The 16,173-nt window shown below is 69.8% G+C and carries 14 protein-coding genes; 6 read left to right on the top strand and 8 right to left on the bottom strand.

The window, feature by feature from the left end; translation table 11 throughout:
- The first annotated feature begins 131 nt into the window (after positions 1 to 131).
- Complete coding sequence (locus LG334_RS18275) at positions 132 to 1,457, top strand: class I SAM-dependent RNA methyltransferase (protein ID WP_404380187.1); 1,326 nt, start codon at positions 132 to 134, stop codon at positions 1,455 to 1,457.
- Here LG334_RS18275 and LG334_RS18270 read toward each other — a convergent pair whose 3' ends face one another.
- Both LG334_RS18270 and LG334_RS18265 read right to left on the bottom strand, forming a co-directional pair.
- On the bottom strand, positions 1,458 to 3,653 hold the full coding sequence (locus LG334_RS18270; RefSeq protein WP_404380185.1) for a TRAP transporter permease: 2,196 nt from the start codon (positions 3,651 to 3,653) through the stop codon (positions 1,458 to 1,460).
- A 165-nt stretch (positions 3,654 to 3,818) separates the two neighbouring features.
- On the bottom strand, positions 3,819 to 4,850 hold the full coding sequence (locus LG334_RS18265) for a TAXI family TRAP transporter solute-binding subunit (RefSeq protein WP_404380183.1): 1,032 nt from the start codon (positions 4,848 to 4,850) through the stop codon (positions 3,819 to 3,821).
- A gap of 406 nt (positions 4,851 to 5,256) precedes the next feature.
- On the opposite strand from LG334_RS18265, the gene LG334_RS18260 reads away from it, so the two are divergent.
- The 5 genes from LG334_RS18260 to LG334_RS18240 all read left to right on the top strand — a co-directional run bounded on the left by LG334_RS18260 (position 5,257) and on the right by LG334_RS18240 (position 9,173).
- Complete coding sequence (locus LG334_RS18260; RefSeq protein WP_404380181.1) at positions 5,257 to 5,655, top strand: hypothetical protein; 399 nt, start codon at positions 5,257 to 5,259, stop codon at positions 5,653 to 5,655.
- Between the two features lie 82 nt (positions 5,656 to 5,737).
- Positions 5,738 to 6,178: a YbaN family protein gene (locus LG334_RS18255; RefSeq protein WP_404380179.1), complete on the top strand. Its 441-nt coding sequence runs from the start codon at positions 5,738 to 5,740 to the stop codon at positions 6,176 to 6,178.
- Positions 6,179 to 6,206: 28 nt separating this feature from the next.
- Positions 6,207 to 6,881: an O-methyltransferase gene (locus LG334_RS18250; protein ID WP_404380177.1), complete on the top strand. Its 675-nt coding sequence runs from the start codon at positions 6,207 to 6,209 to the stop codon at positions 6,879 to 6,881.
- 36 nt (positions 6,882 to 6,917) lie between these two features.
- Entirely contained in the window at positions 6,918 to 7,727 is an 810-nt protein-coding gene (locus LG334_RS18245; RefSeq protein WP_404380175.1) for a hypothetical protein, read from the top strand.
- A 114-nt stretch (positions 7,728 to 7,841) separates the two neighbouring features.
- Entirely contained in the window at positions 7,842 to 9,173 is a 1,332-nt protein-coding gene (locus LG334_RS18240) for a class I SAM-dependent methyltransferase (RefSeq protein WP_404380173.1), read from the top strand.
- A 9-nt stretch (positions 9,174 to 9,182) separates the two neighbouring features.
- Here the strand turns inward: LG334_RS18240 and LG334_RS18235 are convergent, their stop codons facing one another.
- The 6 genes from LG334_RS18235 to LG334_RS18210 form a co-directional block, all read right to left on the bottom strand.
- The gene (locus tag LG334_RS18235; protein WP_404380171.1) at positions 9,183 to 11,852 is read right to left on the bottom strand and encodes a NahK/ErcS family hybrid sensor histidine kinase/response regulator; all 2,670 of its coding nucleotides are present in this window, start codon (positions 11,850 to 11,852) and stop codon (positions 9,183 to 9,185) included.
- The gene (nosP, locus tag LG334_RS18230) at positions 11,842 to 12,984 is read right to left on the bottom strand and encodes a nitric oxide-sensing protein NosP (RefSeq protein ID WP_404380169.1); all 1,143 of its coding nucleotides are present in this window, start codon (positions 12,982 to 12,984) and stop codon (positions 11,842 to 11,844) included. Before nosP ends, LG334_RS18235 begins: the two co-directional genes overlap by 11 nt.
- Before the next feature lie 115 nt (positions 12,985 to 13,099).
- Positions 13,100 to 13,642, bottom strand: coding sequence for a PQQ-dependent catabolism-associated CXXCW motif protein (locus tag LG334_RS18225; RefSeq protein ID WP_404380167.1), 543 nt, complete (start codon positions 13,640 to 13,642; stop codon positions 13,100 to 13,102).
- On the bottom strand, positions 13,642 to 14,442 hold the full coding sequence (locus LG334_RS18220) for an ABC transporter permease (RefSeq protein WP_404380165.1): 801 nt from the start codon (positions 14,440 to 14,442) through the stop codon (positions 13,642 to 13,644). The genes LG334_RS18225 and LG334_RS18220 overlap by 1 nt, the downstream gene beginning before the upstream one ends.
- Positions 14,439 to 15,203, bottom strand: coding sequence for an ABC transporter ATP-binding protein (locus LG334_RS18215; protein ID WP_404380163.1), 765 nt, complete (start codon positions 15,201 to 15,203; stop codon positions 14,439 to 14,441). The genes LG334_RS18220 and LG334_RS18215 overlap by 4 nt, the downstream gene beginning before the upstream one ends.
- On the bottom strand, positions 15,200 to 16,168 hold the full coding sequence (locus LG334_RS18210; protein WP_404380161.1) for a YVTN family beta-propeller repeat protein: 969 nt from the start codon (positions 16,166 to 16,168) through the stop codon (positions 15,200 to 15,202). The genes LG334_RS18215 and LG334_RS18210 overlap by 4 nt, the downstream gene beginning before the upstream one ends.
- Positions 16,169 to 16,173: the final 5 nt, after the last annotated feature.

The following is a 16,173-nucleotide window of genomic DNA, read 5'->3' as shown; positions in this document are numbered from 1 at the left end:
GGTAGCAGGGTCAACTTTCGGCGCAGTGGGACACAAAAATTTCACCGCAGCCGCGCTGTTTTGCAACTTAATGACGGCCTCCGCTCAACCACAGGGTTCGGAGGCCCTGAGGATTATGAGGGGATTGGCGCGTGGCGCAGAAGAAACCGTATCGTGGAAGGCGTGGACAGAAGCGGGCGACGCCGGGTGCGCCGACTTCGGTGGTGGTCGACACCATCGGGGCGCGCGGCGACGGCATTGCGACTCGGCCGGACGGCGGAGAACGGCTCTACATTCCCGGCGTCCTGCCCGGCGAGCGCGTGACGGTGCGTCCCGGCGAGCCCCGCGGCGACGGCCGGGCGGCGCGGCTGGAGGCGGTGGAGGCCGCGGCGCCCGAGCGCGTGGAGCCGCCGTGCCCGCACTTCGGCCGCTGCGGCGGCTGCGCCCTACAGCACATGGCGCCCGAGGCCCTGGCGGCCTGGAAGCGTGACCTTGTGGTGCAGGCGCTGGCCCGCCGGGGCTTCGGGCCCGAGCAGACCGGCGGCGTGGCGGCGACCCTGTCGCTTCCGGCGGGCACGCGCCGGCGCGCCACCTTCGCGGTCAAGGGTCAGGGCGGCGGTGCGGTGTTGGGCTTCAACGCCCGCGCCAGCCACGCCGTGGTGCCCATCGAAGGCTGCCTTCTGCCGACAGAGCCCCTGTGGGCCCTGGTGGCGCCCCTGCGCGGCCTGATCCGTGCCCTGCCGCTGCCGCGCAAGGGCGGCGACTGCGCCGTGACGCTGACCGACACGGGCGCCGACGTGGTGCTCGACCTGGGGGCGGAGCCGGACCTGGAGACGCGCGAGCGGCTGGCCGCCTTCGCCGCCGAGCACGACCTGGCCCGCCTGTCGCTGCGCATCGACGGAGGCCCGCCCGAGCCGGCCGCGGCGCGGCGCCTGCCCGAGGTGCGCCTGGGCGGGCGTCTGGTGGCGCTGCCGGCGGGCGGCTTTCTCCAGCCGTCGCGCGAGGGCGAGGCGGCGCTGGTCGATCATGTGCTGCGGGCGGTGGAGACGGCCCCGCGCGGGCCGGTGGCGGACCTGTTCGGCGGCATCGGCACCTTCGCGCTGCCCCTGCATGCGGCGGGGCGGGTGGTGCATCTGGCGGAGGGCGCGGCCGAGGCAGTCGGCGCGGTGTCGGCGTTGGGACTGGACGGGCTGACGGCCGAGCACCGCGACCTGTTCGAGCGGCCGCTGGGCGCGAAGGAGCTGAAGCGCTTCGCGGCGGTGGTCTTCGACCCGCCGCGTGCCGGCGCCCAGGCCCAGGCGGCGGAGCTGGCCGCCCACGGGCCGGGCGTGGTGGTGGCGGTGTCGTGCAACCCCGCCACCTTCGCCCGCGACGCCCGGCTTCTGGTCGACGGCGGCTACGCCATGGAAAGCGTGCTGCCCGTCGACCAGTTTCCCTGGGCCGCCCATGTGGAGGTGGTGGCCGTCTTCCGGCGCTGATCAGCCGGCTGCGCGGGACGCCGCCGGGGCCGCCGGTCCCTGGCGGCTCTTCCACACCGTCCAGGCGAACAGGGAGAAGACCACCGCGACGCCGGCGACGTCGACCAGCAGGTTGGCGGGCCACACGCAGGCGACTCCGGCGGCAAAGCTGACGGGCCGCAGCAGCAGCGGCAGCCGTGCCTCCATCCAGCCGTCCATGCCGGCCGCCATGCCGTAGATGCCGACCAGCGCGAACAGGAACACCTCGACCGCCGCGCCCCAGTCGCCCGACAACAGCGGGGTGTAGGCGAACAGCACGGGCACGATGTAGAGGCCCTTGGCGATCTTCCAGCTGGTAAGGCCGGTGCGCATGGGGTCGGAGTTGCCGATGGCCGCCGCCGTGAAGGCCGCCAGGCACACCGGCGGGGTGACGTTGCTGTCCTGGCTGAGCCAGAAGATGATCATGTGCGCCGACAGAAGCGCCGCCGTCATCACCGCCGGGTCCACCACCAGGTCGCGCAGGGCCGCCCGGATCTCCATCGGCAGGTTCATCAGCAGCGCCTTCGCCTCGGCGACCGGCATGGGCGCGGCCAGCTTGGCGGCGGCGTCGGGGGCGGAAATCATCATGATCGCCTGCGCCTGGGCGCCCAACTGCCCGCCGGCGATCATGTCGATGACCGTGCTGTCGGCGATCATGTCGCGGAGCGCTGGCGCCGACAGGGTCGCCAGCACGATGTAGGCCGCCGTCACCGGCAGGCCCATGCCCAGCACCAGCGAGGCCAGGGCGATCAGGGCGATGGCGATCAGCAGGTTGCCGCCCGCCCAGTCGGCGATCATCAGGCTGAAGGTGTTGCCGACGCCGGCGGTGACGATGACGTTGATGACCAGCCCGACGGCGCACAGCAGCACCGCCGTCATCACCATGTTGCGCGCGCCGTGGGCCAGGGCCTCGACGATGGCCTTGGGGCCCATGGGCGTGCGTGTCAGCCAGCTGGCGGCGATGACGGTGGCGATGCCGATGGCGGCGGCATAGGTGGGCGTGAAGCCGTTCACCAGCAGCACGATCAGCACGATGATCGGAATGATGAACGACGCGCCGCGCTCCTTCGTGGTCTGCCACAGGCCCGGCCCTTCGTAGACCTGGGGTTGCAGGCCCTGGCGGCGCGCCTCGATGCGCACGAAGAAGCCGACGGAGGCAAAGTAGAGCAGGGCGGGCAGGGCCGCGACGGCGATGATCTGCTCGTAGGGCAACTGGGTGTAGCTGGCCATGACGAAGGCGCCGGCGCCCATGATCGGCGGCATGAGCTGCCCGCCGGTGGAGCTGGAGGCCTCCACCGCGCCGGCGAAGCGCGCTGGGAAGCCGGCGCGCTTCATCATGGGAATGGTGATGACGCCCGTGGACGCCGTGTTGGCGACGGCCGAGCCCGAGATGGTGCCGGTCAGGCCCGATGCGATGACCGCCACCAGGCCGGGGCCGCCGACCAGGCGCCCGGCGGCGGCGCGCGACAGGTCGATGATGTACTCGCCCGCACCCGAGCGCACCAGGAAGGCGCCGAAGATGATAAACAGGAAGACGTAGGTGGAGCTGATGCTGGCAATGGTCCCGAACAGGGCGAAGTCGCCGTAGAGGGATCGGAACAGCACCGTCTCCCACGTCAGGCCCTTGAACTGGAAGACGCCCTCGACGAACTGGCCCCACCAGCCCACGTAGGACAGCGAGGCGACGATGAGGATGGGGATCACCCAGCCGGTCGCGCGGCGGGTGAGTTCGATGGCGCACAGGATCAGCGCCACGCCCGCCGTCCAGTCCAGCGCCGTCAGCCGCACGCCGCGGTCGTAGATGGCGCTTTCGGCGGTGGCGACGTGGAAGGCGGCGGCGACCGCCACCAGCCCCAGCGCCAGGTCGGCCCAGCGCCAGAAGGCGGGTGCCTTTTCGCGCGCCCGCTTGCTGAAGGGGAAGTACAGGGCGCACAGAAAGGCAAATCCGCCGAAGTGGAAGGCGTTGCGCTCCAGTTCCGACAGTTCGGGGAACAGTGCCAGGTAGATGTGCCCGACTGCCAGCAGGAATCCGACGGCAAAGCCCATGAGAAGCCAGCGGCGCGGCAGGCCGGCGTCGTCCGGCGGCGGCGGGCTCGGCTGCTTCTGCGCCTCGGCGGTGTCCTCGGCGCTGGGCTCCGGCGGCTCCTTGGGATCGCGGGTGCGGGCCGTCTTGGGCATGGAATGCGGGTCTCCCTGCTCCGCCGCGCCGGTCTTTCGCGTCAGTCGCGCGAGGGGTGGGGCGCGGGCGCGCGGCGGCGGTCTGTTCTTGTCGAAACGGCTCCCGCCCCGGTGCGCGAAGGCGCCGGGGCGGGGTCCGGTGAGGTTCGGATCAGCCGGCGGCGCTTACTTCGCCATCAGCTTTTCCGGGATGTCCACGCCCTGTTCCTCGTAGTAGCGGGCGGCACCCGGGTGCAGCGGAGCCGGCAGGCCGGCGATGGCCTTCTCCAGCGCCATGGCCTTGGTGGCCGGGTGGATTGCCTGCAGGAAGGGCAGGTTTTCGTAGACGGTCTTGGTGATCAGGTAGACGTGATCTTCCGGCACGTCGGCATGGACCGCCAGGAAGTTGGGCTGCGCGATGGTGTTCCAGTCCGCCTCCTGGCCCGGGTAGGTGCCGGCGGGGATGGTGTAGCGGCTCCACAGGTCCATCTCGCCGTTGGCCTCGGCCACCTGCTCGTCGGTGAAGTCCAGCGGCGCCACCGAGCCGCCGGCGGCGGCCATCAGCTGCGTCACCGCGCCGACCGGCACGCCGGCGGGGGTGGAGATGCCCGCCACCTGGCCGTTCTGCAGCGCCTCGGCCGAGGGGGTGTAGCCGGCGTACATCAGGTCGAAATGCTCGTCGATGTCGACGCCCAGGTTGCCCAGGATGGTGCGGTTGGAGCCCAGCGTGCCCGAGTTCTGGCGGCCCAGCGCGACCTTCGAGCCTTCCGGCAGGTTGGCGAAATCGCTCATGGTGCCGCTGTCGCGGTGCTCGTCGTCGACGACGAAGTGCTCCACGTTCTGCCACAGCATGGAGACGCTGCGCAGATGATCCTGCTTGCCCTCCTGCTCCAGCGGGCCGACGCCCTGGGCGGCGTAGTAGCCGTACAGGCCCTGGAGAATGGCGAACTGGGCCTGCTTCTCGCGGATCAGCTTGATGTTTTCGCCCGAGCCGGCCGAGTTGATGGCCGACATGCCGATGCCTTCGCCCGGCTGCAACTTGACCTTGGTCAGGGTCGCAAGCGCGACGCCGACGGGGTAGTACGTGCCGCCGGTGGACGCGGTGGCGAGCAGGTAGTTGGTGTCCTGCGCCCGCGCTTCCTGCGCATCGGCGACCGTCAGGCCGAGACCCAGACCGGCGATGGCGGTGGCGGCGACGAACCCACGCCTGGAGATCATGCGGTATTCCTCCCGTTGAACAGCTTGTTTGCGACGGCAGGCCGCGGACCGGCGGCGCCTCCCGCGCCCCCAATCCCGACCGCCATACTGGCTTTTTCGAGGGTAAGCGCTTGAACAGCCATGTCAACGCGCATTCACGTTGGCGCGAATGTTGCGCCGCCGCATCGCGGTGCGCGTGCAGTGTCACGGGATTCGGGGGAGGCGGCGAACCCCTTCGGCGGTCCTGTCCGTCCAAATAACGGCCCCGGCGGTGCGGCACTACAGTTGCAGTCGCGGAACGATTGAACGTTGGCGCTGTACAGGGTGTTTGGTAAGGAATTACCCTTTTTAGTTCCCAGCCCGTAAACCCGCTCTGTATCGGCGCCACGCGATGCCCGTCAGGTATCGCATGAAGAAAGTCCTCTCGATGAGCCAGTTCCTGAAGCCCTTCCTCGTCGCCCTCGACGGCCACCCGGAAGTTGCCGACATGATCGCCGAAAGCGCCGAGGCGGAGGGGTTCGAGGCGGTAGCGTTGCAGGACCGGCGCCTGATCGAAACAACCCTGGCCGTGGCGGCGGCCGACGTGCTGGTGGTGGATCTGGACGGTGCGGACCGGGCGCTTGCGGCGTTGAGCAGGCGCCCCGAACAGGAGCGGCCGCCGCGGGTCATCCTGATGACCGAGGTCGCGATCTCGGGCAGCGCCACGCCCATGGGCCTTGCGGCCGACGTGGTGGCGACGCTTCACAAGCCGCTGACCGCCGTCGGCCTGACCGATGCGCTGCGCGAGGCGTTTGCCGCGGTGCGGGGCGACGGCACCGGGCGCTGATGCCCCGACGGCCCTGGATTTTCCGGCGTCCGGCCCCCACACTCACGGGATGGGTTCACCGCGTTGGGAGGCGTCCTGCGCCATGGCGTCACGGGTTGAACAGACGGCGTCCGAAGCCGATGACGGCGTCGGGCCGCGGCCGGTGACGGGGCCGCTGCGCTGGCTTCTTCTGGTCCTGGGCTGCACCTGCGTCGGCCTGGGCGCGGCCGGGGCCGTGCTGCCGGTGCTGCCGACGACGCCCTTCCTGCTGGTCGCCGCCTGGGCCTTCGCCCGCTCGTCCCGGCGGCTGCTGGCGTGGCTGTACGGTCATCCGCGCTTCGGCCCGACCCTGGTGGCCTGGCACGAGCATCGCGCCGTGCCCCGCCGCGCCAAGGTCGCCGCCGTCAGCCTGATGGCGCTCAGCCTCGCCTATGTCGCCTGGGCGGCGGCCGATCCGCTGGTGCCGGTGGCCGTGGGAGGGACCATGGCCTGCGTCGCCGTCTTCCTGCTCACCCGCCCGGACGCCCCGCCGCCGTCGCGGTGACAGATCCCCTGAATCCGAGGAGCCGCTCATGTCCCGCACCACCACGCCCATGTCGGAGGCGCTCGAGGCCTACATGCGCGCCGTCGGCGTTCGCGAGCCGGCCGTGCTGGCCGAACTGCGCGAGGAAACCGCCGGCATGGCGGGCGCGGGCATGCAGACCAGCCCTGAACAGGGCCAGCTTCTGCACCTGCTGGTGAAGCTGACGGGGGCGCGGCGGGTGCTGGAGGTCGGCACCTTCACGGGCTATTCCTCGCTGTGGATGGCCCTCGCCCTGCCCGACGACGGGGCTACGGTCACCTGCTGCGACGTCAGCGCCGACTATACCGCCGTCGCCCGCCGCTACTGGGACCGGGCCGGTGTTTCGACGCGCATGGACCTGCGGCTGGCGCCGGCGCTCGACACCCTGTCGGCGCTGGAGGCCGAGCGCGCGGCCGACGGCGCACCGCCCTACGACCTGGCGTTCATCGACGCCGACAAAGAGAACTACGCCGACTATTACGAGTCGGCGCTGACGCTCCTGAGGCCCGGCGGCCTGATGGCGGTGGACAACGTGCTGTGGCACGGCGACGTGGTGGACGACGCCAAGGACGACGCCGACACCCGCGCCATCCGCGCCTTCAACAGCCTTGTCGCCGACGACGACCGCGTCGACCACGTCTTGGTGCCCATCGGCGACGGCCTGACCCTGGCGCGCAAGCGGTAGCGGAGCGGACGCGCGGCGGGTTACTCTGCCGCCGCCATGTCCGCCGCCGACCGCATCCTCCTGCAGTCCCACCGCCCCGATCCGCCGCCCTGGATGCGGCGGTGCCTGGACAGCGTGCGGGCGTTTGCCGAGGCTCATGGGTATGCTTACCGCCTGCTCGACGATGACGCGCTGTTCGACGGCATCCCGCCCGCCTACATGGCCAAATGCCGCGATCACGGCCGCATGGCGACGGCGGCCGACCTGGGGCGGCTGTTGCGGGCGCGGGATGCGCTGGCCGAGGGCGCGGCGCGCGCGGTATGGCTGGATGCCGACGTGCTGGTGTTCGCGCCCGGCCGCCTCTCCGCCGATCTTGATGCGGCGGCTGCCGATCATTCCCATGCCTTCGGTGTGGAGGTCTGGGTGCAGCCGGGGCCGAAGCCCGGCGCCCGGCCGGTGGCGCGGCGCAACGTGCATAACGCCGCTTGCCTGTTCATGCCGGCGACGCCGGTGCTGGATTTCCTGATCCACGCCTGCGAGAGACTGGTGGAGCGGCTGGAGCCGGAAAAGGGGTTCCCGCCGCAATTGTGCGGCCCGCGGCTTCTGAACGCGCTGGACCCGCTGGTGCGGTTTCCGCTTCTGGAGACATGCGGCATGGTGAGCCCGCTTCTCGGCGCCGACCTGATCGGGGCCGGCGACGGCCGGGCGCTGGCGGCCTTTCAGCAGCGGTCAAAGGACATGCGGCCGCCGGCGGCCCTGAACCTGTGTTCATCCCTGGCCGAGGCAGAAACAGCCGGCGTCACTTGTGACACATCCTATTACCACCGGCTGATTACGGTGCTGGAGACCGGCGGGACCTTCCCCTGACGGCGTAGCCCGGCCCCGCATCCCTTGCGGCATCTTGTACGTTCTTCCCCGGCCACCCACCATTATTTTAGTGTCGCGGTTTTGACCCAGCCGCCGCTTTCGCCAGACAGGGGGATGCCCATGCTGCTCGACCGGGTTCTCGATAACCTGATCCGTTACGGCGACGTCACGCTGATCGATGCCGACGGCAACACCCACCGCTACGGCGGCCGCCCCTTCACCGACGTCCCGACGGAGCACCGGCCCGGCCCCGTGACCATGCGGCTGACCGACAAGGCCCTGCACCGGCGGCTGGTCACCAACCCGGCGCTGGCTTTCGGCGAGGGCTACATGAACGGCGGTATCGAGATCGACCAGGGCACCCTGCGCGATACCCTCAACTGCCTGATGTTCAACATGTATCGGGGTGACGGCCATTGGCTGCTGGACCTCCAGAGCCGGGTCAACGGAGGCCTGCGGTGGGTGCACCAGAACAACCCGGTCCACGTCGCGCGCAAGAACGTCGCCCACCACTATGACCTGTCGGGCGAGCTGTACGACCTGTTCCTGGACGTCGACCGCCAGTATTCCTGCGCCTACTTCCCCACCGGCACGGAAAGCCTGGACGTCGCGCAGGAAGCCAAGAAGCGCCACATCGCCGCCAAGCTGCTTCTGGAGCCGGGGATGCGGGTGCTGGACATCGGCTGCGGCTGGGGCGGCATGGCGCTGTACCTGGCGCGCGAGTTCGGCGTGCATGTCACCGGCGTCACCCTGTCGACCGAGCAGTTGACCGTCGCCCGCCGCCGCGCCAACGAGGAAGGGCTGGACGCCCAGGTGACCTTCCACCTGCTGGACTACCGGCTGGTGGAGGACAGCTTCGATCGCATCGTGTCGGTCGGCATGTTCGAGCACGTCGGCGCCAGCCACTATGACGAGTTCTTCGAGAAGGTGCGCGCGCTGCTCAAGCCCGACGGCGTGGCGCTGCTGCACACCATCGGCCGCCCCGACCCGCCGGGCGGCACCAACCCGTGGATCCGCAAGTACATCTTCCCCGGCGGCTATTCTCCCGCGCTGTCGGAAACGATGGCGGCCGTCGAGCGCCAGGGGCTGATCGGCTGCGACGTGGAGATGCTGCGCCTGCACTATGCGCTGACCCTGCGCCACTGGTCGGAACGCTTCGCCGCCAACCGCGAGAAGGCCAAGGCGCTCTATGACGAGCGGTTCTGCCGCATGTGGGAGTTCTATCTGCTGGCGTCGGAAATGGCCTTTCGGCACGAAAGCCACATGATCTTCCAGATTCAACTGGCCTGCCACCAGGAGGCGGTGCCGCTGACCCGCGACTACATCACCGAGTTCGAGAAGCGCGTACCGCTGCGCCTGCAACAGGCCGAGGACACGGCCAGGCGCAAGGCCGCCGCCGCCGAGGGCGCGACGGAGGCGCCGGCGAAGGTGAAGACGCCCGTGTAAGGCGCCCCTTCACCCCTCTCCCTCTCCGCCGACACCACCCCCCGCCAGCAGATGGGCGAGCAGGCTGCGGAGGCGGGCGGGGCGGGCGGGCTTGGTCATCAGGTGCCAGCCCCGGTCGCGGACGGCCTTGGCGATCTCCTCGGTCCGGTCGGCGGTGATGACGATGGTCGGCACCGGGCGGCCCAGGTGGGCGCGCAGGGCGGCGGCTGAATCCAGACCGATGGCGTCATCGGCCAGGTGGTAGTCGGCGATGATGACGTCCGGCACCACTTCGGCCGAGTCCACGGCGGCCAGCAAGCTTTCCGTGTCCGTCGCCGTGATCGGCTTGCAGTGCCACCCCTTCAGCAGCGCCGTCATTCCGGCCAGGATGCTCGCCTCGTTGTCGATGACGGCCACGGTCGCGCCGGCCACCCGGTCGCGCGCCCGTGTCGGGGCCGTGCGGCGGGCCACCGGCACGGCGGCGCGGTCGCCCTTGGGTACGATGATGCCGAAGAACGAGCCCTTGCCGGGGGTGGACTCCACCACGATGCGGTGCCCCATGCGCCGGGCGATACGCTCCACGATGGCCAGGCCCAGGCCCACGCCGTTGTCGCCCCGGCGGTCGGGGTTGGCGCGAAGCCGCCGGAACTCCTCGAAGATTTCCCGCTGCTTGTCAGGTGGAATGCCGATGCCCGTGTCCCACACGCCGACCAGCAGCCCGTCGCGGTGGCGGCGGCAGCCCAGCAGGATGCGGCCCTCGGCGGTGTAGCGCAGCGCGTTGGACAGGAAGTTGCGCATCACGCGGCTGAGCAGTTGCTGGTCGGTGCGCACCACGCAGGACCGCGGCACGTGGCGCAGCGTCAGCCCGCGCGCCAGGGCCAGCGGCGCGTGCTCGGCGGCCAGCGTCGCCATCAGGTCGGCGATGGGGAAGTCGCGCACGTCGGTGGTCAGCACGCCGGCATCCAGGCGCGAGATTTCCAGCAGCGCCGACAGAAGCTCATCCACCGCCTCCAGCGCCGCGGTCACGTTGTTCAGAAGCTCGCGGTTGGGGCCGGACATGCGGCGGTCCTGCAGCGCGCCGGCAAAGACGCGGGCGGCGTTCAGGGGCTGCAAAAGGTCGTGGCTGGCGGCGGCCAGGAACTTGGTCTTGGACAGGTTGGCCTGCTCGGCCTCCGCCTTGGCGTGGCGCAGCTCCTCGTTCAGCGTGGTCAGGGCGCGCGTGCGTTCCTCCACCCGGATTTCCAGGGTTTCCTTGGCCTCTCGCAGCGCCTCGGCTGCGCGGCGGCGTTCGGTGATGTCCTGGATCAGGGCGAAGAAGCCCAGCACCTCGCCCGAGCGCGCCACATGGGGGACGTAGGTGGCATGGGCGTACTCGATACTGCTTTCCTCGGTGGGCAGGTGCATCTCGAAGGTCACCGGCTCGCCGGCCAGCGCGCGGTCCACATAGGGCTTGCGCAGGCGGTAGAGGGTGGGGCCGAGCGCCTCGTCCATCTCGCGGCCGTTGATCTCGTCGCGCGGGCGGCCGAACCAGTCCTCGTAGCCGCGGTTGGTGAAGCGATAGCGGCGGTCGCTGTCCACATAGGCGATGAGCGCCGGCATGGCATCGGTGATGAGGCGCAGGCGGCGCTCGCTGTCGCGCAGCGCCTCCTCCGACCGCTTGCGGGCCGTGATGTCCGTATACGTACTGACGAAACCGCCGCCGGGCATGGGATTGCGCCGCACCTCCAGCACCCGGCCGGATGCCGTGCGGTGTTCAAGTACCGCCGGCAGGTCCAGGCTGTCGCGCCAGGTCTCGGGGTCGTCGTCGACCAGAAGCTGGGCGCGGATGGTGGGGTTGCGCAGGAACTTCTCCAGCCCCGTGTGCAGGGTCACGGCGTTGGGGTCGATGTCCAGCAGCTTGGGGAAGCCCTCGTTCCAGGCCACCAGCCGGAAGCCGCCGTCGAACACGGAGATGCCCTGGGTGATGGTGTCGAGCGTCGCCTGCAGCAGCACCGACTTTTCCGCCAGCTCCCGCTCGCGCTGGCGGGCCTCGGCGACCTTGATCTGGGTGATGTCGGTGTAGATGCCGACGATGCCGCCGTCCTTGGTGGGGCGCTCGTTGATCTGGATCCAGGTGCCGTTGGTCAGCTTGACGACGATGGGTTCGCCGGGGTCGCGGTGCTGGCGCATGCGGAAGCGCAGCCAGTCGCCGGCGGTCTCCACCGTCGGGCGCCCGCCCGGGGCGCTGTCCATGACCTCCACGATGTCCAGCTCCAGCGCCCGGCGCGCCACCTCGGAAAAGGGCATGCCGGGGTGGATGTGGTCGGACAGGCCGGGCCAAAGCAGCCGGAACTTGGTGTTCAGCAGCACCACCCTGTCGTCGGCGTCGCACAGGATGAAGCCTTCCGAGATGGTCTCGATGGCCTCGCGCAGCAGCGTCTGGGCGCTTTCCGCCTGGTCCTTGGCGATGGAAAGGTCGCGGTTGGTGCGTTCCAGATCCCGCAGGGCCTTTTCCAGCGCCTGGGTGCGCTCGCGGATGCGGTTTTCCAGCACGATGGCCGTCTGGAACAGGGAAAACGCATTGCCCTGGTAGTCCATGCTGCGCTCGACCCGGTCCATCAGGACCTTGTTGATCTTGCGCAGCTTGGCGTTCTCGTGCTCCAGGGCCGCAACGCGCTCCTCGGCCGAGACGGCCGTTTTCGGGTCGCCGTCAGCCGCCATAGCCGATCGCCACGCCGGTGAAGGTCTGGTTGACATGCATGGCGCCGAACTGCTCGCCGTAGGTGTTGAAGCCGATGACGCGCTGGTCGGCCAGCAGGCACGAGACGTCGTCCAGGATGTCGTTCTGCGCCAGTTCCAGGTTCCGCAGGATGCAGTCGCAGCCGATGACAAGCTGCGCCGGCCCGATGCGCGATTGCACGCGGCGGAAGGCGTCGCGCAGGTTTTCCGTGAGGTCGACGCCGGTGGCGGCGGTCAGCACGATGCCCTCGTCGATGGCGCAATAGAAGGTCAGGCTGCCGTCGGGGTTCACCTTCTGGATGGAGCGCACGTAGGGCACGCCGCCCACCTTCACCACCACCGGGTGCGCGGCGAACATCATGGGCGTGAGTTCGTCGATCTGCACGCCGTGGACGCGCGCGTATTCCAGCGCGGCGGGCTCGGCGTTGATCTCGGTCACCACGCGGCGGGTGGGATCGGCCTCGGTGACGACCATCTTCTCGTCGGACGCGACGAAGTGCTCGGTCTTGAACACCTCGAAAGGGTTCTGCGTCGCCACCAGCAGCAGCACGGCGGCATTGCTGTGGAACGCCCCGCCGTACAGCACGCCGGTTTCCTGGAACGCCAGGTCATCGCCGGCCGAGCCGCCGAACAGCGGGATTTCGCCCAGCGCCTGGTAGAGGCCCGAAACCACCCGTTCCTCGCAGGCCGACAGACCGTCGATGAGCAGCATGGCGAACACCTGATCGGTGCGCATGCCCGGCATCCGGCGGCTGAGATTGGTCAGGCCGTCCTGTACCAGTTCCACCCCGTCGGCGACGGAAAATTCCTCGAGATTGTCGATGCGCCGCGCCACCGCCTGGAACTCGGGCGCGGCAAGGCTGACGCCGGTCAACGTGCCGCGCCGGTAGCCGAGCGGGGTCAATTCGCCGGCGGTCGTGCAGCCGACGACGCAGGTGTCGGGAAAGGCCGCGGTCAACTCGGCGGCGAGCGCGCGACGGGGATAGGTGGAGGACGCAAAGGCGATCACCAGCGCCGCGTCGGGCTGCGCCAGGTCGTTCGCCAGTTCCCGCACGGCCTGGTCGGGCTGATCGGCGCGGGAGTAACCCCGCCGCACGCGCGGCGTGTTGAGCATGGTAGGACGCCCTCCCTGGCATGATCGGCGGCGGGTTGGCCCTGCTCGCCGGTGTTTATCCTCATCATGCGACGAAGGACGCCGGAAAGGGAATAAGTCTTTGGTGCCGGGGGGATCACGGCCAGGGCGGCGGGGCGCCCGGCTCCAGCGGCAGGCCGGCGGCGGCCCAGTCGTCGGTGCCGGCGGGGAACCAGAGCACCGGGCCGTAGTCCCAGGCGGCGGCGCGCTTGGCGGCGTTCCACGACATCCAGCAATCGGCCATGCAGTAGAAGACAAGGCCAGCACCCGGCTTCTCCGCCGCCAGCCGGTCCAGGTGCTTGCGCAGCCAGGCGGCGTCTTCCGGGGTGATGTCGCCTTTGCCGGTGTTGGGCAGCCAGAGGGAGCCGGGGATGTTCTCGCGCGGGGCGGGCCGGGTCCAGGCACTCCCGCCGTCGCCCGTGTCGTGGCGGGTGGCGGGGATGACGTCGATGAAGACCGCGCCGCCGCTTTCGTGCAGGGTGCGCGCCTCGTCGATGCCGATCACCCGGCCGCCGGGCACATGGTCGGGCACCGGCGCGCGGTAGTGGTCCATGCGGTAGCCCGCCGGTGCCTCCACTTGTGCAAGGGCGGGGGCGGCGACGGCCAGCAGAAGGCCGAGGATCAGTGTGCGCATGGTCATCAGGCCTCCGCCGCCTTGCGTTTCATCAGGCCCCGCGCCGGGTCGTAGCCCAGCACCGCCAGCCCCAGGAACACAGCACCCGCCAGCAGCGTCCACCCCAGCGCGGCGGCGTTGAACTCCAGGTACAGGGCGAAGCGGATCAGCTCCACGGCATGGGTGAAGGGATTCACGGCGCAGATCTGATACAGGATCACGCTGCTCTCGCGCATCTTCCACAGCGGGTAGAGGGCGGACGAGCAGAAGAACAGCGGGAAGACCACGAAGTTCATCACGCCCGCGAAGTTCTCCAGCTGCTTGATGGCCGACGACAGCAGCAGCCCCAGCGCCCCCAGCATCATGCCGCTGGCGACCAGGGCCGGCAGCACGGCGAGCAACCCCCATCCCGGCGTCTCGATGCCGAACAGGCGCGCGATCAGCAGGAAGGCATAGACCTGGAGGATGGAGACCACCGTGCCCGCCAACAGCTTGCACACCAGCAGCCACCAGCGGGGCAGGGGGCTGGTCAGCAGCACGCGCATGGAGCCCATCTCGCGGTCGTAGACCATCGACAGGCTGCTTTGCATTCCGTTGAACAGCTGGATCATGCCGACCAGGCCCGGAAGGATGTAAAGCTCGTAGGTGATGTAGGTCTCATACGGCGGCATGATGGAGACGCCGAGCGCCGCCCGGAAGCCGGCGGCGAAGACCAGCAGCCAGATCAGCGGCCGGACCAGGGCGCCCAGGAACCGGCTGCGCTGGTGGACGAAGCGCAGGATTTCCCGCGCGATGATGCCCCGCAGGGCGATGAGGGCGGCGCTCATTGGGCGGCCTCCGTCAGCGGTGCGGCATCGGGGCCGGTGAGGCGGTCGAACGCGGTGGCGAGGTCGTCGGCGCCGGCCTGCTTCAGCACGTCGGCCACAGCACCCTCCGCCCGCACGCGCGCCTTGTGCAGCACCACCACCCGGTCGGCGGCGGGGTCGACCTCGTCGATCAGGTGCGTGGTCCACAGCACCGCGAGCCCGGTGTCGCGGGCGAGCGCATGGACGTGGGCCACCAGCGCCTTGCGGGTGGGCACGTCCAGGCCGACGGTCGCCTCGTCCAGCAGCAGAAGGTCCGGCTTGTGCATGAGCGCGCGCGCGATCTCCACCCGCCGGCGGTGGCCGCCGTTCAGCGCGCGGACTTTCTCCTTCGCGCGACCCGTCAGGTCCAGGCGCGCCAGTTCCTCGGCCATGCGGGCCTCGGCAGTCTTGCGCGGCAGGCCGTGCAGGCTGGCGAAGACGCGCAGGTTCTGGGCCACCGTCAGGTCGAGGTCGAGCGTCGGCTGCTGGAAGACGATGCCGGTGCGCGCCAGCGCCTTGCGCGGGGCCGCCGCCATGTCGTGCCCGAGCACGGTGACGGTCCCCGGCGGCGGCTTCAAGAGGCCGGCGGTCAGCGTCATCAGCGTGCTCTTGCCCGCGCCGTTCGGTCCGAGCAGGGCCGTCACCCCGCCGGCGGGCACATGGAAGGACACATCCTCCAGCGCCGCCCGCGCGCCGTAGGCGAAGCTGAGACCACGTATGACCAGGGCCGCGCTGTCGGTCATTCCACGATCGCCAGGCCCCAGGGGTAGCGGCCCACCTTGATGGTCTTGCGCACGCTCATGTCTTCCACGTCGATGACGGAGACGTCGCCGGAGACGCCGTTGGCGGTGAACAGAAGCTTCTCGTCGGGGGTCAGCGTCATGTGCCAGACGCGCCGGCCGACCAGCAGGTAGTCTTTCACCTCGTAGGTCTGCGCGTCCACCACGGCGACGTGGTTGGCGGGGCCGAGCGAGATGAAGGCCGTGCTTCCGTCGCTGGTCAGCTCCATGCCCACGGGCTGGATGCGGTCGGGGTGGATGTTGGGAAGCTCGAAGGAAATCTTCTGCACGATCTCCTTGCTCTCGACGTCGATGATGGAGACTGTCCCGCCGATCTCCGACGACACCCACAGCAGGCTGTCGTCCCTGGTGAAGACGGCGTGGCGGGGCCGCTGATCCACCAGGGTGTTGGCGACAAGGGTCTGCGTGGCCGTGTCGATCCAGTGGACCATGTTGGTGGTCTCGCTGGTGTTCACCGCCCACTTGCCGTCGTGGCTGACGGCCATGCCCTCGGGCTCCACGCCGACGTCGATCTGCTCCACCACCTGGCGGCTTTGCGTGTCGACCACGGTGACGATGGCGTCGTCCTCGTTGGCGATGTAGAGGTGCCGGTCGTCGGGGTGCAGGGCGAACTGCTCCGGGTCGTCGCCCGACGGCAGGTTGTGGAGGATTTTCCGGCTTTCGATGTCCATCACCTGCACGGCGTCGCTGTCCGACGCGCAGATATACAGCGTCTTCTGGTCCTTGCTGAGCGTGATGCCGCGCGGGCGCATGCCGACGGGAATGGTGTCGATGACTTCCAGCGTCTCGATGTCCACCACCGACAGGTTGTCGTCCTTTTCGTTGGAGACATAGAGCGTGCCGGCGGCCAGCGCGGGCGAGGCGGCAAGGCCCAGGCCGAGGGCCAGCAGGGAAGCGCGCAGGCGCATGGACG

Source organism: Caenispirillum salinarum (assembly GCF_044803115.1).
GTDB classification, from domain to species: Bacteria; Pseudomonadota; Alphaproteobacteria; order Rhodospirillales; family Rhodospirillaceae; genus Caenispirillum; species Caenispirillum salinarum_A.
Note: the sequence above shows the minus strand (reverse complement) of the source record. Positions and strands in the feature narration are given on the sequence as shown.